Source organism: Agromyces sp. NPDC056523 (genome assembly GCF_042794545.1).
Lineage (GTDB): Bacteria > Actinomycetota > Actinomycetes > Actinomycetales > Microbacteriaceae > Agromyces.
Map to the genome: position 1 here is coordinate 418,818 of NZ_JBHTTM010000001.1, position 25,450 is coordinate 444,267.

General features: G+C 69.7%; 23 protein-coding genes and 1 pseudogene. 13 read left to right on the plus strand and 11 right to left on the minus strand.

What is annotated here, in order from left to right:
* Positions 1 to 511: 511 nt before the first annotated feature.
* Positions 512 to 889 (plus strand): hypothetical protein, encoded by a 378-nt coding sequence (locus tag ACFQ58_RS02000; RefSeq protein WP_376949013.1) that lies wholly within the window; start codon positions 512 to 514, stop codon positions 887 to 889.
* A gap of 33 nt (positions 890 to 922) precedes the next feature.
* Here ACFQ58_RS02000 and ACFQ58_RS02005 read toward each other — a convergent pair whose 3' ends face one another.
* Both ACFQ58_RS02005 and ACFQ58_RS02010 read right to left on the minus strand, forming a co-directional pair.
* Positions 923 to 1,237, minus strand: a complete 315-nt coding sequence (locus ACFQ58_RS02005) for a hypothetical protein (RefSeq protein WP_376950349.1) — start codon at positions 1,235 to 1,237, stop codon at positions 923 to 925.
* A gap of 171 nt (positions 1,238 to 1,408) precedes the next feature.
* Positions 1,409 to 1,849: pseudogene (locus ACFQ58_RS02010) on the minus strand (transposase); the annotation flags it as partial.
* A gap of 1,204 nt (positions 1,850 to 3,053) precedes the next feature.
* Between ACFQ58_RS02010 and ACFQ58_RS02015 the strand changes: the two are divergent.
* Positions 3,054 to 3,941 carry a ParA family protein gene (locus tag ACFQ58_RS02015; protein WP_376950322.1) on the plus strand — a complete coding sequence of 296 codons (888 nt, stop codon included), beginning with the start codon at positions 3,054 to 3,056 and terminating at the stop codon, positions 3,939 to 3,941.
* Positions 3,941 to 4,915 (plus strand): ParB/RepB/Spo0J family partition protein, encoded by a 975-nt coding sequence (locus ACFQ58_RS02020; RefSeq protein WP_376949015.1) that lies wholly within the window; start codon positions 3,941 to 3,943, stop codon positions 4,913 to 4,915. Before ACFQ58_RS02015 ends, ACFQ58_RS02020 begins: the two co-directional genes overlap by 1 nt.
* Before the next feature lie 46 nt (positions 4,916 to 4,961).
* Here ACFQ58_RS02020 and ACFQ58_RS02025 read toward each other — a convergent pair whose 3' ends face one another.
* From ACFQ58_RS02025 to ACFQ58_RS02050, 6 genes are all read right to left on the minus strand, one after another.
* A complete protein-coding gene (locus tag ACFQ58_RS02025) occupies positions 4,962 to 5,921 on the minus strand; it encodes a D-alanine--D-alanine ligase (RefSeq protein ID WP_376949017.1) in 960 nt (319 codons plus the stop codon).
* 17 nt (positions 5,922 to 5,938) lie between these two features.
* Positions 5,939 to 7,258: a PLP-dependent aminotransferase family protein gene (locus ACFQ58_RS02030; protein WP_376949019.1), complete on the minus strand. Its 1,320-nt coding sequence runs from the start codon at positions 7,256 to 7,258 to the stop codon at positions 5,939 to 5,941.
* A gap of 244 nt (positions 7,259 to 7,502) precedes the next feature.
* The gene (gene trxA, locus ACFQ58_RS02035; protein ID WP_376949021.1) at positions 7,503 to 7,826 is read right to left on the minus strand and encodes a thioredoxin; all 324 of its coding nucleotides are present in this window, start codon (positions 7,824 to 7,826) and stop codon (positions 7,503 to 7,505) included.
* 77 nt (positions 7,827 to 7,903) lie between these two features.
* The gene (trxB, locus tag ACFQ58_RS02040; RefSeq protein WP_376949023.1) at positions 7,904 to 8,911 is read right to left on the minus strand and encodes a thioredoxin-disulfide reductase; all 1,008 of its coding nucleotides are present in this window, start codon (positions 8,909 to 8,911) and stop codon (positions 7,904 to 7,906) included.
* A 170-nt stretch (positions 8,912 to 9,081) separates the two neighbouring features.
* A complete protein-coding gene (gene murJ, locus ACFQ58_RS02045) occupies positions 9,082 to 10,704 on the minus strand; it encodes a murein biosynthesis integral membrane protein MurJ (protein WP_376949025.1) in 1,623 nt (540 codons plus the stop codon).
* On the minus strand, positions 10,697 to 12,871 hold the full coding sequence (locus ACFQ58_RS02050) for a DUF6049 family protein (RefSeq protein ID WP_376949027.1): 2,175 nt from the start codon (positions 12,869 to 12,871) through the stop codon (positions 10,697 to 10,699). The genes murJ and ACFQ58_RS02050 overlap by 8 nt, the downstream gene beginning before the upstream one ends.
* Before the next feature lie 128 nt (positions 12,872 to 12,999).
* On the opposite strand from ACFQ58_RS02050, the gene ACFQ58_RS02055 reads away from it, so the two are divergent.
* From ACFQ58_RS02055 to dnaB, 7 genes are all read left to right on the plus strand, one after another.
* Positions 13,000 to 14,445: a CCA tRNA nucleotidyltransferase gene (locus ACFQ58_RS02055; protein WP_376949029.1), complete on the plus strand. Its 1,446-nt coding sequence runs from the start codon at positions 13,000 to 13,002 to the stop codon at positions 14,443 to 14,445.
* 182 nt (positions 14,446 to 14,627) lie between these two features.
* Positions 14,628 to 15,395, plus strand: coding sequence for a Gmad2 immunoglobulin-like domain-containing protein (locus ACFQ58_RS02060; protein ID WP_376949031.1), 768 nt, complete (start codon positions 14,628 to 14,630; stop codon positions 15,393 to 15,395).
* 172 nt (positions 15,396 to 15,567) lie between these two features.
* Positions 15,568 to 15,963, plus strand: a complete 396-nt coding sequence (gene rpsF / locus ACFQ58_RS02065; protein WP_376949033.1) for a 30S ribosomal protein S6 — start codon at positions 15,568 to 15,570, stop codon at positions 15,961 to 15,963.
* Positions 15,964 to 15,968: 5 nt separating this feature from the next.
* Entirely contained in the window at positions 15,969 to 16,484 is a 516-nt protein-coding gene (locus tag ACFQ58_RS02070) for a single-stranded DNA-binding protein (RefSeq protein ID WP_376949035.1), read from the plus strand.
* 66 nt (positions 16,485 to 16,550) lie between these two features.
* Positions 16,551 to 16,808: a 30S ribosomal protein S18 gene (gene rpsR, locus ACFQ58_RS02075; protein WP_092673953.1), complete on the plus strand. Its 258-nt coding sequence runs from the start codon at positions 16,551 to 16,553 to the stop codon at positions 16,806 to 16,808.
* Between the two features lie 11 nt (positions 16,809 to 16,819).
* A complete protein-coding gene (rplI, locus tag ACFQ58_RS02080; RefSeq protein WP_092673956.1) occupies positions 16,820 to 17,272 on the plus strand; it encodes a 50S ribosomal protein L9 in 453 nt (150 codons plus the stop codon).
* Between the two features lie 509 nt (positions 17,273 to 17,781).
* Entirely contained in the window at positions 17,782 to 19,155 is a 1,374-nt protein-coding gene (dnaB, locus tag ACFQ58_RS02085) for a replicative DNA helicase (protein WP_376949037.1), read from the plus strand.
* Positions 19,156 to 19,165: 10 nt separating this feature from the next.
* Here dnaB and ACFQ58_RS02090 read toward each other — a convergent pair whose 3' ends face one another.
* Complete coding sequence (locus ACFQ58_RS02090) at positions 19,166 to 19,654, minus strand: DUF6326 family protein (protein WP_376949039.1); 489 nt, start codon at positions 19,652 to 19,654, stop codon at positions 19,166 to 19,168.
* A 93-nt stretch (positions 19,655 to 19,747) separates the two neighbouring features.
* On the minus strand, positions 19,748 to 20,677 hold the full coding sequence (locus ACFQ58_RS02095; RefSeq protein ID WP_376949041.1) for an NAD(P)-dependent alcohol dehydrogenase: 930 nt from the start codon (positions 20,675 to 20,677) through the stop codon (positions 19,748 to 19,750).
* 285 nt (positions 20,678 to 20,962) lie between these two features.
* Between ACFQ58_RS02095 and ACFQ58_RS02100 the strand changes: the two genes are divergently transcribed.
* Positions 20,963 to 21,580 carry a TetR/AcrR family transcriptional regulator gene (locus ACFQ58_RS02100; RefSeq protein ID WP_376949043.1) on the plus strand — a complete coding sequence of 206 codons (618 nt, stop codon included), beginning with the start codon at positions 20,963 to 20,965 and terminating at the stop codon, positions 21,578 to 21,580.
* Positions 21,581 to 21,635: 55 nt separating this feature from the next.
* On the opposite strand, the gene ACFQ58_RS02105 is transcribed toward ACFQ58_RS02100, so the two are convergent.
* The gene (locus ACFQ58_RS02105; RefSeq protein WP_376949045.1) at positions 21,636 to 22,007 is read right to left on the minus strand and encodes a hypothetical protein; all 372 of its coding nucleotides are present in this window, start codon (positions 22,005 to 22,007) and stop codon (positions 21,636 to 21,638) included.
* A 126-nt stretch (positions 22,008 to 22,133) separates the two neighbouring features.
* On the opposite strand from ACFQ58_RS02105, the gene ACFQ58_RS02110 reads away from it, so the two are divergent.
* Positions 22,134 to 23,303, plus strand: a complete 1,170-nt coding sequence (locus ACFQ58_RS02110; RefSeq protein ID WP_376949047.1) for an aminotransferase class I/II-fold pyridoxal phosphate-dependent enzyme — start codon at positions 22,134 to 22,136, stop codon at positions 23,301 to 23,303.
* A gap of 162 nt (positions 23,304 to 23,465) precedes the next feature.
* Positions 23,466 to 25,388, plus strand: a complete 1,923-nt coding sequence (locus ACFQ58_RS02115; protein ID WP_376949049.1) for an FAD-dependent monooxygenase — start codon at positions 23,466 to 23,468, stop codon at positions 25,386 to 25,388.
* Positions 25,389 to 25,450: the final 62 nt, after the last annotated feature.

Here is a 25,450-nt window from a genome sequence, read left to right on the forward strand (position 1 = left end):
CGAATCATCGATCGACCTCGAACGCCGCTGACGCACGTTGTCCGAGCAACCTCACGGTGCGAAGGCGTGATCTCCGTCGCCCTGCGATCTCCCCGTCGGGTCCACGACGACTGCCTCGGCGCATTTCACGACGCCCCGATGCTGCGCTGCTCCGGGTCATCGGGAATCCTGTGACGGCAAACGGATGCGCAGCTCACGCCGCAGCCTGCCAGGTGACGTCAGCCCCCTTTCGATGCGTCGGAGAGATGGAACTCGAGCGCACCTAGGCCGAGTTTGATCAAGTGGGCAGGCGCCGACGTGCCAAGAGCTCCGGGAGACCTGCCCTGTCGATGAGCTGGAAGGATGTCATCGTGCTCATGCCATGTTCTTCAGGTGCCTCACGGAGGTCGTCCGGGCCGGCCGCGATCGGCAGCCTGGCATGACGCATGCGGAGGTGCCACCTCCACGATGGGTCACGCGATCGGCTTCGATCGCCGCCGCGGCGAGCCTCGTGCTCACTCTTGCCGGCTGCTTGAACGCACCGGAGTACCTCATTCCTCCACCGATCCCGGATCCGGAGGACGTCGTCGGCGCCTGGGTGAACCCCGACGACGGTGGACGGATCGACTTCCACCCAGACGGAACATGTCAACTCACCGACATCCCGGAGGGCGCGCTCTCGCTCGACCCACCCGGGCCCGATGGGAAGCCGACCGGGGGTCCAGTCAACACGGAAGACTGCACCTGGCAGGTCGACGAGGACGACCACACGATCGACGTCGCCCTTGAAGCGCAGACGTACGGCACCGTGATTGCCGTTCGCGGATTCGGCGGCACCGAACTCGGGTTCTGGCTTGGTGATCCCGACCAGCGCGACGTCTACCTGCTGGAGAAGCAGCCCCTGTACTGAGCGCACGCCGAGGCGGCGCGGCTTCTGCCAGCGCTATACGGTCGACGATCTGATCGTGTAGACCAAGTCGGTCTTGATCCAGATCAGCGTGGCGGCGAGGGCGATCGCGCGCGGTAGCTGCGAGCGGTCTTGTCCGAGCGCATCGCGATCCCGCGCAACTGCTTCAGCCTGTTGAGGCAGCGTTCCACCAGATTGCGGCCGCGGTACCGGGGACTTCTGCTCGTCGCCGAAGTCAATCGGTCGGCCCGGCTTGCGGCGGTGAGAGATCTGGTCGTCGCGTTTGGAGATCGTCGCGGCGATCTCGCGCTGTCTCAGCCACGCGCGGTTCGCCTTCGATGGGTACCCCATGTCCGTGAGCACCCGGTCGGGGCGGCTGCGCGCCTGCCGACTCCGGTCCGCGGCACACGAATGTGCTCGAGCACCGTGGTCATCATCGTGGTGTCGTTGACGTTCTCGCCGGTGAGCACCTAACGCAACGGGCGATTCTTGCCGTCCTGCGAGCCAGTGAACCTGGTCGTGAGCCCAGCGGGTGAACCGCTTGTAGACAGAGTTCAACTTCCCGAACGGCTCCGGCACATCCCGCCCCGGGGCCCCGGTCGGGTACTTCCAGGCCATCCTCTCGATCGCGAGTTGGTGATCCGCCCACGGACGCGACCGGCCGATGACTTCCGGTATCAACGGCTCCAACGATGCCCACACCTTGTCAGAGACCTCGCGACGCGCCAACCGTGGCCACGGTGCCGTCGTCCCTCGGCGTGGCCGCCGGCGATCACCCTCGACTGGTTCGTGCCCGCGTCCCACGGCCACACGCGGACCTCCGCCACGCGCGGGCGAGCCCTCGCCCCCCGATTCACGTGAAACACGCCCTGACGAGCTGACGGCTCGCGAGCACGTCCTCTCCTGCCGTGGATGCTGGGGCCCCCATCGGGACTCTCGCTGAGTGCCGGAATACTCGAGCATCACCGCGGCACCGCGGTCGGCTCCGGCCGATACCAGATCAGATACGACCCGAACGAATTTCGGTCAATTCGGGTTGACGCGGATGTTTCACGTGAAACATCCGCTAGCTGCTGAGGCACGCGTCTCTCTTGGTGACGACGTCTTGTACACCGCGAGCCAGCTGGCGAAACTTCGGAGCGTGGCCCGAGCGTCGTCCGGGGTGGCGGTTAGGCTGGGGTGTCGAACATCGCCGCTGACCGGAGTGGCGGGAAGTCGAACGGGTCAGGAGAGTGGCATGGCGCATGGCGGGGGGCGTGGCTGGTTCCACCGGAGGAAGCCTCGACCCGAACCCGAACCGATGCGCACGCCCGAACCGACTCGCCTGGAGGCGTTCGAAGCGGAGCAGGCGACCCAAGCTCGAACGAATGGAAACGACCGACCCGTGCCCACCGCCACGCCATCCGGCGACGTCGACGCGCCCTTCAGGCCATCCGGGGAACAGGACGCTCAGGCGCGACCAGCGCCGATGGCGTCCCAGCCCGGGGATCAGACCCCAGCGTCCGAAGCCTCGGAGAACGAGCGATTCGCTCCCCCGCCGGCAGCACCGGACCGCGCGGGCACCGTTTCGTCCGCGCGGACCCAGCGTGCCGACGCGCACGTCCCCGCGTCGGGAATCGACTGGGATGCCGCAACGGCCGCCGCCCTCTCGGACGATGCCGACACCGGAGTCCCCACCGGCAGCGTGCCCACCCTTCACCACAGCGACCCTGACAAGCTGCTCGAGGACATCATCCGCGAGATCGTGGGCGACGCGACCGCCGAGACGGTCTCGAGTCTCCATCAACCGCGCACCGCCATGATGCAGGAGCATCCGACCGATGACGTCACGCCGTCGGCAGCTTCGCGCTCGGATTCGCTTGCCGTCGCCGACCGCCTTCCCGACGCCGCCTCCCCGACGTCCGACCTCGACGAGGAGTACCGTGTCTTCGACGAGCCCGCCGACGCCGGGGTCGGGGTGGACGCTTCGAATGACGCATCCCAGCGAATTGCAGACACCATCGCGTCCCCTTCGGCAGACTCGGTGGTCGCGGCCGACGCGATCCCCGACGAAGTACACGAAGTTCCCGAGGCATCCGAGCCCGCCGCGCTCGCCTACACCTCGACCGCAACGCAGTCGACCGTCGCTGAACCCCCCGCAGATGTTTCACGTGAAACGCCCGAATCCATCGGAGGCACTCCACTGGCCGATCAGCTTGCCGACGAAACCCGCCGGCGACTAGCGCTCGCGGAGGCGGTCCTCCCCCTCCCCGCCTCGACGCGCATCTTCACCATTTCGAACCAGAAGGGTGGGGTCGGAAAGACCACCTCGGCCGTGAACCTCGCCGCCGCCCTCGCCCGAACCGGCGCCAAGGTCCTCGTGATCGATCTCGACCCTCAGGGCAACGCATCGACCGCACTGGGAGTCGAACACCGTTCCGATCAGCAGAGCGTCTACGACGTGCTCGTCAGCGACCTCCCGCTGACCGAGGTCGTCCGCCCGTCGACCGAGCACGAGCGGCTCGACTGCGTACCGGCGACCATCCACCTGGCGGGTGCCGAGATCGAGCTCGTCTCCCTCGTCGCACGCGAGCAACGACTCCGCCGGGCGCTCGACGCCCATCTCGCCGAGATGGACCAGCCGTACGACTACGTCTTCATCGACTGCCCGCCGTCGTTGGGTCTGCTCACCATCAACGCCTTCGTCGCAGCGCGCGAGGTCCTCATCCCGATCCAGTGCGAGTACTACGCGCTCGAAGGCCTCTCCCAGCTGCTCAGCAACATCGAATTGATCGAGCGCCACCTGAACAACGAGTTGCGACTCACGACGATCCTGCTGACGATGTACGACTCCCGGACGAACCTCGCCCAGCAGGTGGCGCAGGAGGTCCGCGATCACTTCCCCGTCCAGACGCTGGAGACGATCATCCCCCGCTCGGTTCGGGTCTCGGAGGCGCCGAGCTACGGGCAGAGCGTCATCAGTTACGACTTCACGTCGAGCGGGTCGCTCTCGTACCGCGAGGCCGCGGCCGAGATCGCCTGGCGCGGCGCGTCTGCAGAGAAGGAGCACCACTGATGGCAACGAAGCGCACCGGTCTCGGCCGCGGCATCGGGGCACTCATCCCCACCACCGAGGACGCACCGCGCGCAACGCGGCCAGTCGACGTGTTCTTCCCCGACAGTGATGCACCCCCGGCGGCGGTCGCTGCGGTCGAGAGCGCGGCCGACGCGAACCTGGTCATGGTGCCGGGAGCGCACCTCGCGCGGCTCGACCCCGACGACATCCTGCCCAACGCACAGCAGCCCCGGAGCGTGTTCGACCCCGAGGACCTCGCCGAACTCGTCCACAGCGTTCGGGAGTTCGGCGTGCTCCAGCCGATCGTCGTGCGGCCGCACCCCGACCAGCCCGGCAAGTACGAGCTCGTCATGGGCGAACGGCGCCTGCGCGCCACGAAGGCGGCAGGTCTCGACACGATCCCGGCGGTCATCAAGGAGACCGCGAATGAGGCGATGCTGCGCGACGCGCTCCTCGAGAACCTGCACCGCTCGCAGCTGAACCCGCTCGAGGAGGCCTCCGCCTACCAGCAGCTCCTCGCCGACTTCGGCATCACGCAGGAGGAACTGGCGACCCGCATCGGCCGCTCACGGCCGCAGATCTCCAACACTCTCCGCCTGCTGAAGCTGCCCGAACCCGTTCAGCTGCGGGTGGCCGCCGGCGTGCTCAGCGCCGGGCATGCCCGCGCCATCCTCGCCACCGGCGATCCCGAGGCGATGCAACGGCTCGCCGACAAGATCGTCAACGAGGACCTCTCGGTCCGGGCGGCCGAGGCCATCGTTTCCGAGGAGCCGAAGCCCGGTCGTCCCAAGCCCGCGGCGGGCAAACGCCAGGAGTTCCTCGACGACCTGTCCACTCGCCTCGGCGACCGGCTCGACACCCGCGTCCGGATCAGCCTGGGCGCGCGAAAGGGCCAGATCAGCATCGATTTCGCGACGGTGCAGGACCTCCGCCGCATCCTCGGTGAGCTCGGCGAGGACCTCGAAGGGCTCTGATCGCCTGGGCAGTTCCGCAGCCGTCCGGGTGCGAAGACGCCCAGCCTCAGGCGACGCGCGCGACCGCCGCGCGCACGAGCGCGTCGTAGACCGTCGCGGCATCCGTGTCGGACGCCTCGATGGCCAGCGGAACGAGCGAGGTCTCGGTCAGGCCCGGGAAGACGTTCGCCTCGAGGAACCACGGCGTGCCCGCGGCATCCACGATGAGGTCGACGCGCGAGAGGTCCCGAAGACCCAGCGTCCGGTGCGCGAGCAGTGCGGCTTCGGTCGCGCGCGTCGCGGTCTCTTCGTCGAGGCGGCACGGCGCGAAGAACGTGGTCTCCCCCGCGTTGTAGCGCGCCTGGAACGAGTACACCCCGGTGGTCGGCACGATCTCGACCGCCGTGAGGGCGCGCGGCGCGCCATCCGTCTCGACCACCGCGATCGCGAGCTCGGTGCCCACGATGCGCCGCTCGACCACGGCGACGTCGTCGTAGGTGAAGGCGTCGACCATCGCTCGCGGCAGTTCGGTGGGGTCCTCGACGATGGTCACACCCTGCGCCGAGCCGCCGGCGCCCGGCTTCACGACGAGGTCGCCGTCGAGTGCCTCGCGCACGACGCGCAGCACGCTCGCAGCGCCGAGCTCGCGGAACGCCTCGTGCGACAGCACGATGGACTCCGGGACGGCGACCCCCGCCTGTGCGACCAGCGAGGTCGCGACGGGCTTCGACCAGGCGCGACGGGCCGCCGCACCGGTCGACCCGACGGTCGGCACGCCGATCGCCGCGAGCAACTCGAGCAGCGAGCCGTCTTCACCGCTCGAGCCGTGCAGCGCGGGGAACACCACGTCGGGCCGTCGCTCGGCCAGGTACGGCAGGAGCCCGGCGTCGGGATCGCGCAGTTCGACCCGGTGACCGGCCTGCACGAGCGCGTCGGCGACACGCCGGCCGGAGCGGAGCGAGACATCCCGCTCGTGGGAGATCCCACCGGCGAGCACGACAACGGAGAGTGCAGCGGATTCGCTCATGATCAGGGGTTTCTCCACTACTTCAGGTCGGTGGGCGGGGCGGGTTCGATACCCGGACGTTCGGGCGATTGCAGCGACCCGGTGCCCGCGAAGGTGTCGAGCAGGTCGAGCTCGCCGTTGACGACGGTCGCGAGTCGTCGGATGCCGAGCCGGATGGCATCGGGCGTCGGGTAGCAGAACGACAGCCTCATCGCGTGCCGCCCGCGTCCGTCGGCGAAGAACGCGGTGCCCGGCGTGTAGGCGACGAGTTCGCGGACCGCGCGCGGCAGCATCTGCTTCGAGTCGAGCACATCGGGCAGCGTGACCCACACGTAGAACCCGCCCTTCGGGTTCGTCCACGAGAGTTGCGGGAGGTACTCCCCCAGCGCCTCGATCATCGCGTCCTTACGTTCGCGGTAGACCCCGCGGAACGCGTCGATCTGCCCGCGCCAATCGGCCTGCGAGAGGTACTCCGAGACGACGAGCTGGCTGAACGAGGAGGGCGAGAGGATCGCCGACTCGGCGGCGAGGATGAGCTTCTCACGGATGGCATGCGGCGCGAGCGCCCACCCGACGCGGAATCCGGGAGCCAGGGTCTTCGAGAACGAGCCGAGGTACACGACACCCTCGGGGTCCATCGAGCGCAGGGCATCGGGCGCCGGCTGGTCGAAGTGCAGGAGACCGTAGGGGTTGTCCTCGAGCACGAGGATCTCGTTGGAGCGGCAGATCTCGAGGATCTCGGGTCGGCGCTCGGCGGACAGCGTCACGCCGGCGGGGTTGTGGAAGTTCGGGATCGTGTAGAGGAACTTGATCCGTCGGCCCTGGCCGCGCAGGTGCGCGATCGTCTGCCGCAGCGCCTCGGGAATGAGCCCGTCGTCATCCATCGCCACGTGCACGACCGACGCCTGGTACGAGCGGAACACGCCCATCGCCCCGACGTACGAGGGCGCCTCGGCGAGCACCACGTCGCCAGGGTCGAGGAACAGCTTCGCGACGAAGTCGAGCGCCTGCTGCGAGCCGGTCGACGTGACCACGTTGTCGACCGAGGCACGGATCCCCTCGAGCGACATCACCTCGAGGATGTGCTCGCGCAGCGACGGGATGCCCTGGCCCGAGCCGTACTGCAGCGCCACCGGGCCCTGCTCGCGCATGACCCGTTCGAAGGCCGAGCTGATGAGCTCCTGCGGCAGCGCTGAGACGTAGGGCATGCCGCCGGCGAGCGAGACGACCTCGGGCCGCGACGCCACGGCGAACAGGGCTCGGACCTCGGACGCGGCGAAGCCGGCGGCTCGCTCGGCGTAGTTCGCGTACCAGGGGTCGAGGTTGTTGCCGGTCCGCTGGGGGACGTCAGAGGTCACAGGTGCTGTCCGTTCTGCTCAGGATTCTCATGCTAGTCATCGCCCGAAGGCGGATGACGCGGGGTCGGCGCCCGCATGCCGGTCGCTCGAACGCGTGCAGATGCGACCGACGCGCGCGCGGATCCGGATCGCGCCGACGGACGTGCACGCGCTCGGTGAACCGGGAGCCGCGCCATCCCCGGTAGACGCAGAAGACCCGCCCAGCGTCTGCCGGGCGGGTCTCGATGCGTTGCGAGGCGGCCGACTACGCGATGTAGGCGGCGAGGTCGGCCTCGAGGGCGGGCTTCGGCTTGGCGCCGATGACGGTCTTGACGACCTCGCCCTTCTCGAAGACCTTGAACGCGGGAATCGCGGTGATCTGGTACTTCATCGCCAAGCCCGGGTTCTCGTCGACGTTGAGCTTGACGATGTCGAGCTTCTCGGAGTGCTCGGTCGCGATCTGGTCGAGGATCGGGCTGACCGCGCGACACGGCCCGCACCACTCGGCCCAGAAGTCGACCAGGACGGCCTTCTCGTTGTTCAGGACCTCCTGCTCCCAGGTGGCCTCGGTCACTGCACGTGCAGTCATGGGTGTTCTCCTATCGGTGAAGCGCGTGAAGCGCGGTCAAGCGGATGTCGCGAAGCGGGTCCTGCCGACGGGAACCGTCAGCCCACCTCGGCGAGCCGGTCGATGGCGACGGCCTCGTCGACGGCCTCGGCCTCGGCTTCGGCGGCGGCGGGCGAAGCAGTGTCCTCGAGCGCGGCGAGGTAGTGCTCGGCGTCGAGTGCCGCGACGGTGCCGGAGCCGGCCGCGGTGACGGCCTGGCGGTAGGTCGGGTCGACCACGTCGCCCGCGGCGAAGACGCCGTCCACCGAGGTGCGCGACGAGCGCCCGTCGACGTGGATGGTGCCCTCGGGCGTGAGCTCGAGCTTGCCGTGCACGAGGTGCGTGCGGGGGTCGTTGCCGATCGCGACGAACAGCCCGTCGAGGTCGAGCGCGCGCACGTCGCCCGTGACCGTGTCGCGCAGCGTGACACCGGTCACGGCGGCGTCACCGTGGATCGCCTCGACCTCGGCGTTCCAGATGAATTCGATCTTGGGGTTGTCGAAGGCACGCTGCTGCATGATCTTCGACGCCTTGAGCTGGTCACGGCGGTGGATCACGTAGACCTTGTCGGCGAAGCGCGTGAGGAACGTCGCCTCCTCCATCGCCGAGTCGCCGCCGCCGACGACCGCGATGGTCTTCTCGCGGAAGAAGAAGCCGTCGCACGTGGCGCACCACGACAGGCCGTGGCCCGAGAGTCGCTCCTCCTCGGGCAGGCCGAGCTTGCGGTAGGCCGACCCGGTTGCGAAGACGATCGTCTTCGCCTCATGCTCACCGCCGTTGCCGAGCTTGACGCGCTTGACGGGGCCCTCGAGCTCGAGCTCCACGACGTCGTCGTAGATGACCTCGGTGCCGAACCGCTCGGCCTGCGCCTGCATCTTGCCCATGAGGTCGGGACCCATGATGCCCTCGGGGAAACCCGGGAAGTTCTCGACCTCGGTCGTGTTCATCAGCTCGCCGCCGATCTCGACGGAGCTCGCGACGAGCATCGGCTTCAGCTCGGCGCGGGCCGCGTAGATGGCGGCGGTGAAGCCCGCCGGCCCCGATCCGATGATGATGATGTCGCGCAAAGCCGCTCCTGTCTCGTGCATCAGCGCGGCACCCGATCGAGCGGATGCCACGACATGTGGAACACAGTCTAGGCGGCGGCTATTCCGAGCTACGGGCGCTCGCGGGTGGGTCACAGGAGTGCCGCGAGCGGGCCGAGATGCGGATGGAGCGTCCCGCCATCCGCTCGTCGTCATCGGCGACGGAGCCGCGCCAGGGCCGGCGCGACGAACCCGCGGAGCTCGGGCGAGTGCAGCAGCCACAGGATGACGCCGTACAGTGCGGCCATCACGGCGCCGACGATGGCCATGACGGCGATCGCGCTCCAGCGGTTCGTGATCGCGAACCCGCCGTCGCGGAACGCCCCGAACGCCCAGGCGATGGCCGCGCCGGCTGCGATGGGCACGATGACCGCGAGGAGGTCGCGGCCCAGGCTCGTCATCACGTGCCGGCCGTCGAGACTGCCGAGCTTGGGGCGCAGCAGCACGACGGCCAGCGCGAGCTGGATCACGCCGGCGACGGTCGTCGACAGCGCGACGCCCACCGCGATCCACTCGCGCGGCAACAGCAGCAGGCACGTGAGCGCCCCGAGCGAGAACAGCACGACCTGGGCCAGCGTGAACAGGAACGGCGTGCGCGTGTCGCCGAGCGCGTAGAAGGTGCGCTGCACGACGAACAGCACGCTGAAGGCGACCAGGCCGATCGAGAACGCGATGATGACGTTGCCGAGCGCCGACACGCTCGTGAAGTCGCCCGGCTGGAACACGGCGGCGAACGGATAGGCGACGACGATCAGCACTGCCGACGCCAGAATGAGGATGAGCCCCACCGCCCGGACCGCGCCGGAGAGGTCATGGCTGACCCGCTCCAACTTGCCGTCACGCGCGTGCTCGCTCATACGGGTGAAGTACGCCGTCGCGATCGAGACCGTGATGACCGAGTGGGGCAGCATGAAGATGAGCCACGCGGCATCCGTCGCGGCGACCGACGCGCCGAATCCTGACGCCTCGCTCACGACGCGGGTCTGCACGATGCCGGCGAGCGTCGTGAGCAGCAGCATGCCGAACGTCCAGCCGGCCATGCGGCCCGCCGATCGCAGTCCCACGCCCCGCCAGTGGAAGTCGAGCCGGTAGCGCAGGCCGACCCGCCGCCAGAACCAGAACAGCACGACCGCCTGGGCGACGATGCCGAGCGTGGCGGTGCCGGCCAGCAGGGCGATCATGCCGGGCGTCCAGTCGTCGGCGGTGCGGGTGCCGGTGGGATCGAACCCGAACAGCAGCCCGAACACCACGAGGCCGATCAGGGCGACGACGTTGTTGAGCACCGGCACCCACGTGAACGGCCCGAAGCTGCGCCGGGCGTTCAGCACCTCGCCGAGGAGCGTGTAGAGCCCGTAGAAGAAGATCTGCGGCAGGCACCAGAACGCGAAGGCCGTGGCGAGCGCGAGGGTCTCGGGCGGGAAGTTGCCGCCGTAGATCCAGGCGAGCAGCGGCGCGAGCGCGGTCGCGAGGACCGTCGCCGCCCCGATCACCACGAGCGCGAGCGTCACGAGCTTGTTGATGTACGCGCTGCCGCCGTCCTCGTGCGCCGCCGCGCGCACGATCTGCGGCACCAGCACCGCGCTCAGCACGCCGCCGGCGACGATGACGTACACGGTGTTCGGCAGGCCGTTCGCGACCGCGAAGGCGTCGGCGCTGGCCGAGCCGACGACGCCGATCGTCGCTGCGAGCACGATCGCCTTCAGGAAGCCGAGGATGCGCGAGACGATCGTGCCCGACGCGAGGAACAGGCTCGCGCGGGCGATGCGGTCAGTCATGCGATGCGTCCTCGGTGGTTCGGGCGGGGGCGGAGTCGTCGGCGGCGGGGCCGCCTTCGGGCGCGGATGCCTCGGGCGCGGCGGCGGCGGCGGAGCCCTCGGTCGCGGGGCCGTCGGGCGAAGAGTCCTCGGGCGCTCGCCGACGCCGGCGGAATGCGCGGATCACGCCGACCGCGAAGACGGCGACCACGATCGCGGCGATGACGGCGGCGCCGACGCCCTCCCAGTCGGCCTGCACGTTCGCCGGCACGCGCACGCTCGAGCCGACGACTGTGCCGTCGGGGGAGGTCAGCGAGACCACGAGGGTCACCTCGCCGCTGCCGACGCCGGCGGCGACCGGCACGCTCACCGTGCTGCGGCTGTCGGCCTCGACGGTCGCCTCGACGGGTTCCTCGACGATCAGCCGCCCGTTCGAGGGCGCAACCTCAACGCTCACGTTCACCGGGTACGGCAGGTCGTTCTGCACCGTGATCGGGATGCCGGTCTCGGTGGCGACGACCAGGACGCTGCTGCTCGGGACGATCGAGACCGCATCGGTGACCGCGCGCCGGTCGACGAGCCAGCGGCCCACGGCGTCGGTCCACTCCTCGGGCCGGTCGAGCCATCCGACATCGAGGAGTGCGAGCAGGTCGCGCCGCGTCGGACCCGTGAGCACCGTCGGGTCGGCCAGCACGTCGGAGAACTCATCGACGGCGCGCTCGGCGGTCAGCAATCGGCCGACGTTCTCGATGCGCTGCTCGTCCTCGGGCATCGACACGAGCGTCCGCGCGGCCGGAGGCGAGCCGACGGCCTCGGCGAGGGTGGCCGGGCGCGCCCACTGGCCCGAGGAGACCGCCGCGACGGTGGCCGCGACGCGGTCGGCGTCGAGGCCGGCCGAGCGATCGAACGTGCCCAGCAGCGTGACGGGCGCATCCTCGGCGGCCAACGCGAGCTCGGCGAGCAGGCGGGCGGTGGCGCCGCGCCAGGCGGTGTCGGATGTCGCGGCCGCCGCCTCGCGGAGGGCGTCCGTGATCCCGGCATCCGCGATGACGGCGGCACGGCCGTCGATCGTCGCGCTCGCGTTTCCGGCGGTGTCGAGCGGCTCGACGTTGCCCGGCGTGAGGATCGCCGTGGTCAGTCCGCCCGCCGCGAACCAGTCGAGGTCGCCGGTCGCCACGGTGTCGTCGGCGGGCCAGGCGATGTCGGCCCGCGTGAAGTCCCACTCCAGCAGCGCCGCGGTGTCGGGAACGGATTCGGGCGCGGCGGTCGCGTCCGCGTCGGCGCCCTCGGCCGGGAAGTTCGCAGGGTCGACGGCATCGCCGAAGCCGAACGGCTCGAGAGGCTCGTCGAGCCCGGCCTGCGCCTGTGCCGCGAGGTCGGCGTCGGCGTACGCCAAGGGGAATGCCTCATTCGGCATGAGTTCGAGTCGTTCCAGCCAGGCCACGGCGCTCTCGGGCGCCGACACGCCGAGGATCCGGATGGACGCGGTGATCCGCGGGTCGATGGCGACCGCCACCGAGCGACCCGCGACGGCGTCGAGCTGTCGCGTGAGCAGGCCCTCGGGGCCCGTCCACGTCTCGAGGAGATCGGCCGGGATGAGTCCCGTCTCCTGCGGCGGAACCGTCAACGGGTACGCGAGCGCGAGGCCGGCCGGCGATTCGACGGGCACCGCGGCGTTCGCGACGATCGTGCGGGCGGATGACACGGTCGCCCCGTCGACCTCGAGCGAGGCGGCCAGGCCGATCACGGGGTCGTCGGGGTCGGTGGCGTCGGCCGGGACGGTGAAGGCGAGGGAGGTCGCGGCGCCCACGGCCAGCGACGCCGTGGCTCGCTCGGCGACGGGCTCCACGTCGGCGTCGGGGTCCTCGGGCGCCGTCGAGACGCCGAGGAGCACGGTGCCCGCGCGGATCGCGTCGTTCGTGCCGTTCACGATCTCGACGACCACGTTGATCGGTCGACCCGCCGCGACCGTGGTGGCGTCGGCGGGCGCCACGCTCAGTCGCACGCCGTCGGCGTCCTCGGTGGGTGCTGCGGCGGGCGCGGCGGCGGTGACGGCCGCGGCATCCGCATGCGCCGGGCCCGCTGCGGGGACGGCGGCACCGGCGAGGCCCAGGGCGCAGGCGGCCCCGGCGGCGGCGATGGTGAGGAGTCGGCGGACGCGTCGATGGGAGGTCGACTCGGCCGGCATGGTGAGGATTCTACGGCGTACGTTCCGGGAGCCTGCAGGGTGCGGGCGCGCCATCCGCCCCCCTCGCCGATCGAGTCGTGATCGGCTGCGGATCGGCCCCGCGGCGACCCCCTGCCTAACATGGAGCAATGCACAGCGTCGCCGAGGCCTTGGAGCGCCTGAAGGGTCTGGCCGAGTCGCCGACGGTCGCGACGCTCGCCGCGGCGTTCGACGCGGCCGGGTTCGAGCTCTCGCTCGTGGGCGGGCCGGTGCGCGACGCGTTCCTCGACCGCAGCACCAACGACCTCGACTTCACGACGGATGCGACGCCCGACGAGATCCTCGCGGTCGTGAAGCCGATCGCCGAGGCGCACTGGGACATCGGGCGCGAGTTCGGCACGATCGGCGCGAAGATCCAGGGCCACACGGTCGAGATCACGACGTACCGGGCCGACGAGTACGACGGTGCGTCCCGCAAGCCCGAGGTCGCGTTCGGCACGTCCCTCGTCGACGACCTGGAGCGCCGCGACTTCACCGTGAACGCGCTCGCCCTGCGCCTGCCGCGACTCGAGCTCGTCGATCCGTCGGGCGGCGTCGAGGACCTCATCGCACGGGTCCTGCGCACGCCCTCGCGGCCCGAGGTGTCGTTCGGCGACGACCCGCTGCGGATGATGCGTGCCGCCCGGTTCGCGTCGCAGCTCGGCTTCGAGGTCGAGCCCGACACGCTCGCGGCCATGTCCGCGCTCGCGCCCGAGATCGACCGCATCTCCGCCGAGCGCGTGCGCGACGAGCTGTCGAAGCTGCTCCTCACGGGTTCGCCGCGTCGCGGCATCCGACTGCTCGTCGAGAGCGGCATCGCGGCGCGCGTGCTGCCCGAGGTGCCCGCGCTCGAGCTCGAGATCGACGAGCACCACCACCACAAGGACGTGTACGAGCACTCGCTCACCGTGGTCGACCAGGCGATCGACTACGAGGTCTCGCGCGGGCGCCTCGACTCGCCCGACCTCGTCGTGCGGCTCGCGGCCCTGCTGCACGACATCGGCAAGCCGGCGACGCGGCGGCTCGAGCCGGGCGGCGCGGTGTCGTTCCACCACCACGACATGGTCGGCGCGAAGCTCGCCCGCAGGCGACTGCGCGCCCTGCGGTTCGACAACGACACCATCAAGGCCGTGTCGCGCCTCATCGAGCTGCACCTGCGGTTCTTCGGGTACACGGATGGCGCGTGGACCGACTCGGCCGTGCGCCGCTACGTTCGCGACGCCGGCGACCAGCTCGAGCGGCTCCATATCCTGACCCGGGCGGATGTCACGACCCGCAACCGGCGCAAGGCCGACCGGCTCGGCTTCGCGTACGACGACCTCGAGGAGCGCATCGCGCGCCTGGCCGAGGAGGAGGAGCTCGCCGCCGTGCGACCCGAGCTCGACGGGCAGGAGATCATGGCGGCGCTGGGCGTGCGCCCGGGGCCGGTCGTCGGCGAGGCGTACAAATTCCTCCTCGACGTGCGCCTCGACGAGGGGCCGATCGGGCCGGATGCCGCGCGCGAGCGCCTCCTCGCCTGGTGGGCCGCCCGGGAGGCCGCCTCCCCCGGCGCCTGACCGCCGCCCCCGTCTCACGACCACGTCACCCGCGACGCGGGTCACGACTCGGTCACAGTCGCTCGGGTTCCGTGACCTCGTCATGCCCTCCTGACATCCCGGAGTGAAGGGGTTGCACGGCGCCACGCGGACGTGCGAGGCCGCCCGAGCAGCATCCCTCACCGAGGAAGGGCGGTTGGACCATGTCCGTTTCACGCATGCTGTCCCTCGCGGCGATCGCCGCGAGCGTGACGCTGATCTCGTGCGCCACACCGGGCTCGGGATCGCCGACCGCCCTGCCCACCGCGGGCCCGACGGTCTCCCCGGCGGCCACGCCGCCGGTCACGGCCGAGCCGGCGATCTCGATCACGAGCCCGACCTCGGGCGAGACGGTCTCCGTGCCGTTCACCGTGATGGGCGACGCGAACACGTTCGAGGCCGAGGTCACGGTCGACGTCGTCGACCAGTCGGGCCTGCAGAACTGCGTGCGCGGCGTCACGGCCACCTCGGGCTCCGGCACGCCCGGCACGTTCGAGGCGGTGCTCGCCTTCCCGCCCGAGGTGGACCCGCTGCCGGTCGTCTTGCGTGCCTACTCGCACAGCGCGAAGGACGGATCGATCGTCGACCTCGTCGAGGTGCCGATCACGGTGGCCACCGAACGGCCACCGATCATCCTCGCGACCCCGACGTGCGGGCAGGTGGTCCCGCCGGGAGGCCTCATCCTGGTGACGGGGACCGCCGCCGTGTTCGAGGCGGCGCTGAACGTGGAGGTGCGCAACGCCTCGGGCGTGGCCGTCGTCGAGCTCCCGGTCATGGCGGAGGAGTGCTGCGTGGAGTCGCCGTTCAGCGCCAGGCTCACCCTGCCGGCCGACCTTCCGCCCGGGCGATTCGACGTCGTCGCCTTCGAGCTGAGCGCGAAGGACGGATCGGTCCAGCACGAGTTCCCCGTGCAGATCGAAGTGCGAGGCTAGGTCCGGATCGCGGGATCGGCGGCGCCGCCGCGGATGTGCGCGGGCACGAGGCATCCGCTACGATGTGAAGGTTGCCCGTGCGCCGCATTCGCGGCCTCCGCGGGTGACGCATGTACACCCTCCTGTCACAGACCGTCTGTGACCGCCTGAGTCCGAAGGAGGTGGGTCTGTCATGCACCAGTACGAGCTGATGGTGATCCTCGATCCGTCGATCGACGAGCGCACCGTTGCTCCGAGCCTCGACAAGTTCCTCAACGTCATCCGCAACGATGGCGGCACCGTCGACACCGTCGACATCTGGGGCAAGCGTCGCCTGGCCTACGAGATCGACAAGAAGTCCGAGGGCATCTACGCCGTCGTCAACTTCACCGCCGAGTCGGCCACGACCAACGAGCTCGACCGCCAGCTGAACCTCAGCGAGGCCGTCATGCGCACGAAGGTCCTCCGAGCCGAGGAGGCCGTCGCCCGCGCCGAGAAGCTCCAGGCCGCCGAGGCGAAGAAGGCCGCCAAGAAGGCGACCGCTTCGGCCGCCAAGGCCGCCGCGGCGCCTGCCAAGAAGGACGCCTAGTCCCCATGGCCGGCGAGACCATCATCACCGTGGTGGGCAACCTCACCGCCGACCCCGAGCTGCGCTACACGCAGAACGGGCTCGCGGTCGCGAACTTCACGATCGCGTCGACCCCCCGCACGTTCGACCGCCAGGCGAACGAGTGGAAGGACGGCGAGGCCCTGTTCCTGCGCGCGAGCTGCTGGCGAGAGTTCGCCGAGCACGTCGCGGGTTCGCTCACCAAGGGAACCCGGGTCATCGCTTCCGGGCGTCTCAAGCAGCGTTCCTACGAGACGAAGGAAGGCGAGAAGCGCACCACCATCGAGCTCGAGGTCGACGAGATCGGCCCGAGCCTGCGCTACGCCACCGCATCCGTGACGCGCGCCCAGTCCAACCGCGGCGTCGGCGGCGGCTCCTCCTTCGGGGGCGGCCAGCAGCAGTCCGATGACGCATGGGCGCCCAGCGCTCCCGCGCAGTCCTCGGGCGGCGGCGACGTCTGGAACACCCCGGGCACCAACTACGGCGACGAGACGCCCTTCTAACACTCAGCGGGTTTCGAGACGGCGCTTCGCGCCTCCTCAACCCACACATATCGACAGGAAAGATCCATGGCTGGAAAGAGCAGCGGCGACCGCCGCAAGCCTCGCGGCAAGGGCGCGAAGAACGCCGCCCCCGCGAAGTCCGTCAAGGTCGGCGTCATCGACTACAAGGATGTCGCGACCCTTCGGAAGTTCATCTCGGAGCGCGGCAAGATCCGCGCCCGCCGCATCACCGGTGTCTCCGTGCAGGAGCAGCGCCTCATCGCCCGCGCCGTGAAGAACGCGCGCGAGATGGCGCTCCTGCCCTACTCGGGCTCCGGCCGCTAAGGAGCACGACGATGGCAAAGGTTATTCTCACGAACGAGGTCACCGGCCTCGGCACCGCAGGTGACGTGGTCGAGGTCAAGAACGGCTACGCCCGCAACTACCTGGTTCCCCAGGGCCTGGCGACGCCGTGGACCCGTGGCGGCCAGAAGCAGGTCGACCAGATCAAGGCCGCTCGCGCCGCGCGCGAGCTGCACTCGATCGAGGACGCGCAGGCCGTCAAGGCCAAGCTCGAGTCGGGCAAGGTCAAGCTGGCCGTCAAGGCCGGCCTCGGCGGTCGCCTCTTCGGCTCGGTGAAGACGGCGGATGTCGCGGCTGCGGTCGCGGACGCCGGACTCGGCGACATCGACAAGCGCAAGATCGAGATCCCCACGCCGATCAAGTCGGTCGGGGACCACGAGGCGACGGTCAAGCTCCGCGAGGACGTGACCGCGACGATCACCCTCCAGGTGGTCGCGGCGAAGTAATCGCCCAGCGTACGAACGACCGACGCGGCGGCGGGCTCCGGCTCGTCGTCGCGTCGTCGTGTCCGGGCTTCGGGAGGGTGTCCTCGCACCGCATCACTACACCCGTTGGCAGGTCGTCCGCAAGACCACGTCCGGGGACACTGTCCTCATGTTTGTGCACAGGTGGACAACCCCTCGGCGTGGAAACGGAAGAAACTTTTCCCCCACAGGTGTGGAATCTGAAAACCCCAGTTCAGTACCAAATTCACCCTGTGTGATTCGCACGAAATCCACAGTTCTCCACAGGCTGTGTGCACACGTTCCGCGGCGTTTCGCGCAGTCCTTCCACAGAGTTATCCACAGCCCGGCTTGTGTCCCCCGTCGGGGCTTCCCTATCGTGATCAAGGTCTCCGAACGACACCGTGCCAAGACCTCGCACCAGTTGCTTCGCGGGGCATGTCGGGGGCCTGGTCGAGACTGGGCCCAGGGGGACGGGCGACGAGCCCTGAGAGCGAATCGGAGGTCATCAGTTGTCGATCGCGCATATCGGGATCGCCGAGCCCCTCGACGACCCCGACGCCCGCCGAGGCGAGCGCACGCCGCCGCACGACCTGCTCGCCGAGCAGAGCGCGCTGGGCGGCATGATGCTCTCGAAGGATGCCGTCGCCGACGTCATCGAGACGCTTCGCGGTATCGACTTCTACGTGCCCAAGCACGAGGTGATCTTCAATGCGATCCTCGCGCTGTACTCGCACGGTGAGCCGACCGACGTCATCGCGGTCACCGACGAGCTGACCAAGACGGGTGAGCTCCAGCGGGCCGGCGGCGTCGAGTACCTCCACACGCTCACCAGCCTGGTCCCGACGGCCGCGAACGCCGGCTACTACGCCTCCATCGTCGCCGAGCGAGCGCTGCTCCGCCGCCTCGTCGAGGCGGGCACCCGCATCGTGCAGATGGGCTACGCCGGCGAGGGCGAGGTCGTCGAGCTCGTCAACACCGCGCAGGCAGAGATCTACAACGTCACGGGGTCGGTCGAGAGCGAGGACTACGTCCCGCTCACCGACGCGATCGGCACGGCGATCGACGAGATCGAGGCGGCCAAGCACACCGACGGCAAGATGACCGGCGTGCCGACCGGTTTCGCCGACCTCGACGACCTCACGAACGGCTTCCACCCCGGCCAGATGATCATCGTCGCGGCGCGTCCGGCGATGGGCAAGTCGACCCTCGCGCTCGACTTCGCCCGATCCGCAGCCGTCACGCACGACCTGCCGACCATCTTCTTCTCACTCGAGATGGGGCGCAGCGAGATCGCGATGCGCCTGCTCTCGGCCGAGGCATCCGTGCCGCTGCAGAACATGCGGAAGGGAACCGTCGACACCCGCGACTGGACGACGATCGCCTCGACGCGCGGCCGCATCAACGACGCGCCGCTGTACATCGACGACTCCCCCAACATGACCCTCGTCGAGATCCGCGCGAAGTGCCGCCGGCTCAAGCAGCGCGTCGGACTGAAGATGGTCGTCATCGACTACCTGCAGCTCATGACGAGCGGCAAGCGCGTCGAGAGCCGTCAGCAGGAGGTCTCGGAGTTCTCGCGTGCGCTCAAGCTGCTCGCCAAGGAGCTCCAGGTGCCCGTCCTCGCGCTCTCGCAGCTGAACCGTGGTCCCGAGCAGCGTGCCGACAAGATGCCCGCGCTCTCCGACCTGCGCGAGTCGGGCTCGATCGAGCAGGACGCCGACATGGTGATCCTGCTGCACCGCGAGTCGGCCTACGAGCGCGACAGCCCGCGTGCGGGCGAGGCCGACCTCATCGTCGCGAAGCACCGCAACGGCCCGACCCGCACCGTGACGGTCGCGTTCCACGGGCACTTCTCGCGCTTCACCGACATGGTGCAGGTCTAGTCGCGGAGGCCTACTGTCGAAGGTCCTGTCGGAGGTCGGTCGTTGCGGGACCGGCTGGGACGGCGGGGGTGCGAGGCCATGTCCAGGCGGAACGCAGGATGAAGGCCAGGAGCAGCACCTCGATTCCGATGGAGATGCCGTAGAAGGAGGCCCAGTCCCAAGTCGCTCCTGCCGCGTTGAAGATCGAGTAGGGGATGAGGAGCGATGCGACGACGAGGTTCGTGGCGCGGTTCACCCGGGCGGGCAGCGTCATGGAGAGCATCACCATCAGGGCCGGGATCGACACGGAGACGAGGAAGATCGTCAACAACGTCGGACTGATGTCGAACCTCCAGACGAGGCCGTTCAGGATGCCGGAGACGACGCCGGGCTTGTAGAAGTTGAGGACGTCGACGTAGACGTAGAGGAACATGAAACTGGTCCACGCGGCGGCGAGCTTGGCCTGCACGGTGATCGGCGGGTTGTCGAGCGGGTTCGTGGGTGTCGTTCGGATGGTCATCGGTTCTTCTTTCGAGAGGAGTGGTCCGTCCGCCGGAGTGCGGCGGGTCTGGGCGTGCAAGCGCACGGGTGGGTCGTTTCGTCGGTCCGGTCGTCAGATGGTGATCACGACCTTCCCGCGGGTGTGGCCGGCCGCGACGTAGCGGAGGGCGTCGGCTGCGTCGTCGAGGGGGTAGGTACGGTCGATGACGGGCGTGACCTTGCCGGTCGCGAGCAGGTCGCCCAGGGTGAGCAGGTCCTGGCGCTTCCCGAACGATGTGAAGGGCTTCAGCCGCTGACGGGTGAACCCGGACAGCACGCGCGCTTTGACGATCCGACCGAGGGGGCCGAGCCAGCGGCCGCCGCGTCCGCTGTTGGGGATGAGCGTGCCGGTGGACGTCAGCGCTCGGCGGACAGCTGCCAGGGGCTGGGCTTCCACGCTGTCGAGGATGACGTCGTAGCGCTTCTCGGTGCGGGTGAAGTCGGTTCTCGTGTAGTCGACGACATGGTCGGCACCGAGCGACCGAACCAGGTCGACGTTGCGGGTGCTGCATGCACCCGTGACCTCGGCGCCGAACGCCTTGGCGATCTGTACGGCGAAGGAGCCCACGCCGCCGGACGCGCCGGTGACCAGCACCGTCTGGCCCGGTCGAACGTTCGCGATGTCGCGCAATGCCTGCAACGCCGTCATGGCCGACGTGGGCACCGCTGCCGCCTCCACCACCGACAGGTGGGCAGGCGCGGACACGAGGTTGTCCGCCGGGACGCAGGCGTACTCCGCGAGCGTTCCAGCGGTGCTCCAGCCGAACACCTCGTCGCCGGGGCGGAAGGCCGTGACCTCCTTCCCGACCGCTGCGACCACGCCGGCAAGGTCCCTGCCCGGGATGCCGAGGCGCGGCCGGCGGAGCCCGAACACCAGGCGCACCACGTACGGCTCACCGGTCATGACGAAGTAGTCGCCAGGATGGACCGAGGCCGCGCCCACCTGGACGAGCACATCGCCTCGACCGGGCAGCGGCAGCCCGACCTCGGCCACCTCGAGCACTGAGGGCGGGCCGTAGCGACGCTGGACGGCGGCCCGCATCGTCGCCGCCCCGGCCGGACTCGGCCCCGGCACCACGCGTGCTCCGGCATTCGCTCGCTGTTCGATTCCCACAGAAGCCTCCTTACGTCCGAGCTGCGACTCGCGCTGACTCGTACACCGTACGTCGTACGCTGTACTATGGTCGTACGCTGTACGATTGTCAAGCCGTCCGAGCGAGCGAGGAGACGCGTGTCTGCAAGAGAACAACGTCAGGTCGCATCAGACGCGGGGCTGAGCAAACAGCGGGTGGTCGACGAGGCGATCCGGATCGCCGACCGCGAGGGGGTCGACGGGCTGAGCATGCGGCGACTGGCCGGCACGCTCGGCGCGGGCGCGATGTCGCTCTATCACTACGTGGCGAGCAAGGAAGAGCTGCTGGACGCCATGATCGACATCGTGTTCGAGGAGATCGAGCTCCCACCCGAGGACACCGACTGGCAGTCGGCGATCCGACGGCGGGCGGTTTCCGCCCGCCAGGTTCTCGCGCGCCACCCATGGGCGGTCGGCCTGATGGAGTCGCGGACTTCGCCGGGGCCCGCGAATCTCCGCCACCACGAAGCGGTCACCGCCTGCCTGCGGAGGGCCGGCTTCTCGGTCGTGATGGCGACGCACGCCAACTGGTTGCTCGACAGCTATGTCTACGGTTTCGCCTTGCAGGAGGCGAGCCTGCCGTTCGACAGCGCCGATGAGCTCGCGGACATGGCCGAGGGCGTCTACCTGCCCCAGCTTCCTCCTGACGAATTCCCGTACCTCAACGAGTCGGCTGCGGCGCTCGTCGCTGCCGGCTTCGACCCGGCGGAGCAGTTCATCTTCGGCCTCGACCTCGTCCTCGCCGCCCTCGAGCCCCTGAGAGCTCCCGAATAGCGACGGAGGGATCGCCCCTCGCTCGGTTCGCCGACGCGACGGTCCGGGGCCGGGCTCAGCGCCAGGACCGGAATCGCGCGGCGCCGACGATCAGCGCGAGCGCCCCGCCGATCGCCGAGACGAGCGGCACCGCGGCCACGGCGAGGGCGATCGTGTTCGGTCGGAAACGCAGCCCGTCGGCTCCGTTGATGTAGGCCCCGATCGGCACCGAGAAGCCGCCGCCGCCCCCGCCGCTCCCTTCGCCGTGTCCGGCGATCGCCTTGCCGGCCTCCGGCATGTCGCCGGATCCCTCGCCGGCGCCGAAGCCGAACACGACGAACGCGACGGGCACCGCCTCCTGACCGTCGACCGTGGTCTTCTCGCCGTATGCCACCTTCGCGCCCCACGAGGGGACCGATTCCGCCAGGTTCTCGATGAGCTTCGCCATGGTCCGACCGTACGCGCGTTCGTCGCGTGCGACCAGAGCCGGCGGATGAACTCCGATTGACGGCGACACGCGCGCTTGGGATGCTGGCCCCGACCCGACACGGGTTCGAGCCGAGAGGCGGTCGACATGGTGGTGTCCGCACGAGCGGCCGAGGCGCGGGCCTCGGTCGAGACGGTGACCTCGTACTTCGCGAGCATCCAGGATGTCGCGGGGGATCCCGACGCACTCGATTTCACCTTCGGCAACCCGCATGAGATGGCGGTCCCGGGGCTCGTCGGAGCCATCCGCGCGCAGGTCGAGCCGCGCTCCGTGGACTGGTTCGCGTACAAGACGAGCGAGCTCGCGGCCCGCGAGGCGGTGGCGAGCGGGCTCCGCAGCGAACTCGGACTCGACTTCGAGCCCGACGACATCGCGATGACGCAGGGCGCATTCGGTGCGCTCTCGCTGGCCTTCGCGATGCTGGCCGACGCCGGTGACGAGGTCGTCATCCCCGTGCCGGGATGGTTCTGCTACGCGCCCATGCTGCACGCCGCGAACCTCGTGCCGGTCGAGGTGCCGCTCGACCCCGTCGACTTCGACCTCGACGTCGAGGCGATCGCCCGGGCGATCACGCCGCGCACCCGCATCGTGGTCGTGAACTCGCCGGCCAATCCGACCGGGCGCGTCTACTCGCGCGAGACGTGGGATGCGCTCGCCGCCGTCCTCGAGGACGCCTCGCGCGCGAACGGCCGACGCATCTGGCTCGTCTCCGATGAGCCCTACCGCCGCATCCGGTTCGACGGGATCGGCTTCGACAGCCCGGCGAGCTCGTATCCGTGGACGGTGATCGACTACAGCTACGGCAAGGTCCTGCTCGCGCCGGGGCAACGACTCGGCTACCTCGCGCTGTCACCCCTGCTGCCGAGCGAGGAGCGCGCGGAGCTCAGGGCGTCCTGCATGCCGCTGCAGCTCGCGATCGGGTGGGGCTTCCCGGACGCGCTCATGCAGTACTCGGTGCCCGCGCTGGAGGCGGTGTCGATCGACCTCGCCGAGCTCACCCGCAAGCGCGACCGGCTCTATGGCGCACTCACCGACGCGGGGTACACGCTGACCCGGCCGGAGGGCACGTTCTACCTCTGGGGCGCGGCACCCGGCGGCGACGCCGTCGCCTACTGTGCCGGGCTCGCGGAACGGAACGTGCACGTCATGCCCGGCACGCTGTTCGGGCAGCCGGCGCACTTCCGCATCTCGCTCACGGCGACCGCCGACATGATCGAACGCGCCCTGCCCCATCTCGTGGCCGCCGCGACGGCCTGAGCAACCCCGCCCGAACGCCGGCCGACGCGGCGCCGCGCGCCGTGCCGTCCGGCTTGTGCATCTGCCACGCCCGGCCTACCATAGGCTCTGCGCGATAATCGAATCGAGCGTTCTATTATCGAACACCACCCCGTCGCCACACAACGATGTGAGGAGCACCTCGTGCAGTTCCACCACCACGGCTACGTCTCAGGCGACCCGCGAGTGAAGCCCGCCGCGGGGGTCGGCATCGACCGCCCCGGCGATCTGCCCGACGAGATCGACGTGCTCATCGTGGGCTCGGGCCCGGCCGGCATGCTCATGGCCGCCCAGCTCTCGCAGTACCCCGATGTGGTCACCCGCATCATCGAGCGGCGCGACGGCCGACTGGTGCTGGGTCAAGCCGACGGCATCCAGCCGCGCAGCGTCGAGACGTTCCAGGCCTTCGGCTTCGCCGAGCGCATCATCGCCGAGGCCTACAACATCGGCTACATGAACTTCTGGAGCCCCGACCCCGACGAGCCGCGGAACATCATCCGTACCACGCGTACCGAGGACTACGGATACAAGATCAGCGAGTTCCCGCACCTCATCGTCAACCAGGCGCGCGTGCTCGACTACTTCGCCGAGACGGCGGCGCACGGTCCGGGGCGCATCGTTCCCGACTACGGCGTCGAGTTCACGGGCCTCACCGTGCACGACGCGGGTTCGGAGGCCGCGGGCGAGTACCCGGTCGAGGTGCGGCTGCGCCACACCTCGGGCGGGCGCGCCGGCGAGGAGCGCACGGTGCGGGCCAAGTACGTCGCCGGATGCGACGGAGCACGCAGCGGCGTGCGCGAGGCGATCGGCCGCAAGCACATCGGCGGCATCTCGGCGCACGCCTGGGGCGTCATGGACGTCGTCGTCAACACCGACTTCCCCGACTGGCGCACGAAGTGCGCGATCAACTCCGAGGCGGGCAACATCCTGCACATCCCGCGAGAGGGCGGGTACCTCTCCCGCATGTACATCGATCTCGGCGAGGTCGCCGAAGGCGACAATCACGAGGTGCGCAAGACCCCCATCGAGACGATCATCGCGAAGGCGAACGCCATCCTCCACCCGTACTCGATCGACGTGCGCGAGGTGGCCTGGTACAGCGTCTACGAGGTCGGGCACCGGGTGACCGACCACTTCGACGATCGCGAGGCGGAGGAGGATGCCGCACCTCGCGTCTTCCTCACGGGCGACGCCTGCCACACCCACAGCGCGAAAGCCGGCCAGGGCATGAACGTCTCCATGCAGGATGGCTGGAACCTCGCTTGGAAGCTCGGCTCGGTGGTCACGGGCCGCTCCCCCGAGTCGCTCCTCGCCACCTATTCGGCCGAGCGGCAGCCGGTCGCACAGCAGCTCATCGACTTCGACCGCGAGTGGTCGAGCCTCATGGCGCGGAAGCCCGAGGAGATCTCCGACCCGCAGGAGCTCGCGAACCACTACCTCGGCACGGCCGAGTTCCCGTCGGGGTTCATGACGCAGTACGGCCCGTCCGCGATCGTCGGAGACGGGACGCACCAGGAACTCGCCACGGGCTTCCCGATCGGCAAGCGGTTCAAGTCGTCGCAGGTGTCGCTCGTGTGCGACGGCAACGTCGTGCACCTCGGCCACCACGCGACGGCCGACGGACGCTGGCGCATCTACGCGTTCGCGGACGCGCCGGCGGCCGGCGAGGCATCCGCGCTCTCCGACTGGGCACGGTGGATGTCTTCGCCGGAGTCGCCGCTCGCGCGCCACACGCCCGCGGACTCCGACATCGACGCCGTCTTCGACGTCAAGGTGATCTACCAGCAGTCGCACGACGAGGTCGACATCATGAAGGCGCCCGAGCTCTTCCGCCCGAGGACCGGGCCGCTCGCGCTCATGGACTGGGAGAAGGTCTTCGCGGCAGGACCCAGCACCTGGTGCCCCACCGACATCTTCGACGAGCGCGGCATCTCACGCGGCGGCGTGGTCGTGGTCGTCCGCCCCGACCAGTACGTCGCGAACGTGCTGCCGCTCGCGGCGACCGACGAGCTCGCCGCGTTCTTCCGCCAGAACCTCGTGGTAAGGCAGGGGGCGCTGGTGTCCTGACGCCTGCCGGGGGGCAGGCAGGGCCGGGGCGTGCGGGGGCGCGCTCCGGCCCCCTCATCAGG

Coding starts and splice junctions, on each gene's coding strand:
- ACFQ58_RS02005 (WP_376950349.1), bottom strand. CDS start 1,237: ATGGGGTACCCATCGAAGGCGAACCGCGCGTGGCTGAGACAGCGCGAG.
- trxA (WP_376949021.1), bottom strand. CDS start 7,826: ATGACTGCACGTGCAGTGACCGAGGCCACCTGGGAGCAGGAGGTCCTG.
- ACFQ58_RS02055 (WP_376949029.1), top strand. CDS start 13,000: ATGCACAGCGTCGCCGAGGCCTTGGAGCGCCTGAAGGGTCTGGCCGAG.
- ACFQ58_RS02020 (WP_376949015.1), top strand. CDS start 3,941: ATGGCAACGAAGCGCACCGGTCTCGGCCGCGGCATCGGGGCACTCATC.
- rplI (WP_092673956.1), top strand. CDS start 16,820: ATGGCAAAGGTTATTCTCACGAACGAGGTCACCGGCCTCGGCACCGCA.
- ACFQ58_RS02090 (WP_376949039.1), bottom strand. CDS start 19,654: ATGACCATCCGAACGACACCCACGAACCCGCTCGACAACCCGCCGATC.
- rpsF (WP_376949033.1), top strand. CDS start 15,568: ATGCACCAGTACGAGCTGATGGTGATCCTCGATCCGTCGATCGACGAG.
- rpsR (WP_092673953.1), top strand. CDS start 16,551: ATGGCTGGAAAGAGCAGCGGCGACCGCCGCAAGCCTCGCGGCAAGGGC.
- ACFQ58_RS02025 (WP_376949017.1), bottom strand. CDS start 5,921: ATGAGCGAATCCGCTGCACTCTCCGTTGTCGTGCTCGCCGGTGGGATC.
- ACFQ58_RS02050 (WP_376949027.1), bottom strand. CDS start 12,871: ATGCCGGCCGAGTCGACCTCCCATCGACGCGTCCGCCGACTCCTCACC.
- ACFQ58_RS02060 (WP_376949031.1), top strand. CDS start 14,628: ATGTCCGTTTCACGCATGCTGTCCCTCGCGGCGATCGCCGCGAGCGTG.
- ACFQ58_RS02105 (WP_376949045.1), bottom strand. CDS start 22,007: ATGGCGAAGCTCATCGAGAACCTGGCGGAATCGGTCCCCTCGTGGGGC.
- murJ (WP_376949025.1), bottom strand. CDS start 10,704: ATGACTGACCGCATCGCCCGCGCGAGCCTGTTCCTCGCGTCGGGCACG.
- ACFQ58_RS02070 (WP_376949035.1), top strand. CDS start 15,969: ATGGCCGGCGAGACCATCATCACCGTGGTGGGCAACCTCACCGCCGAC.
- ACFQ58_RS02110 (WP_376949047.1), top strand. CDS start 22,134: ATGGTGGTGTCCGCACGAGCGGCCGAGGCGCGGGCCTCGGTCGAGACG.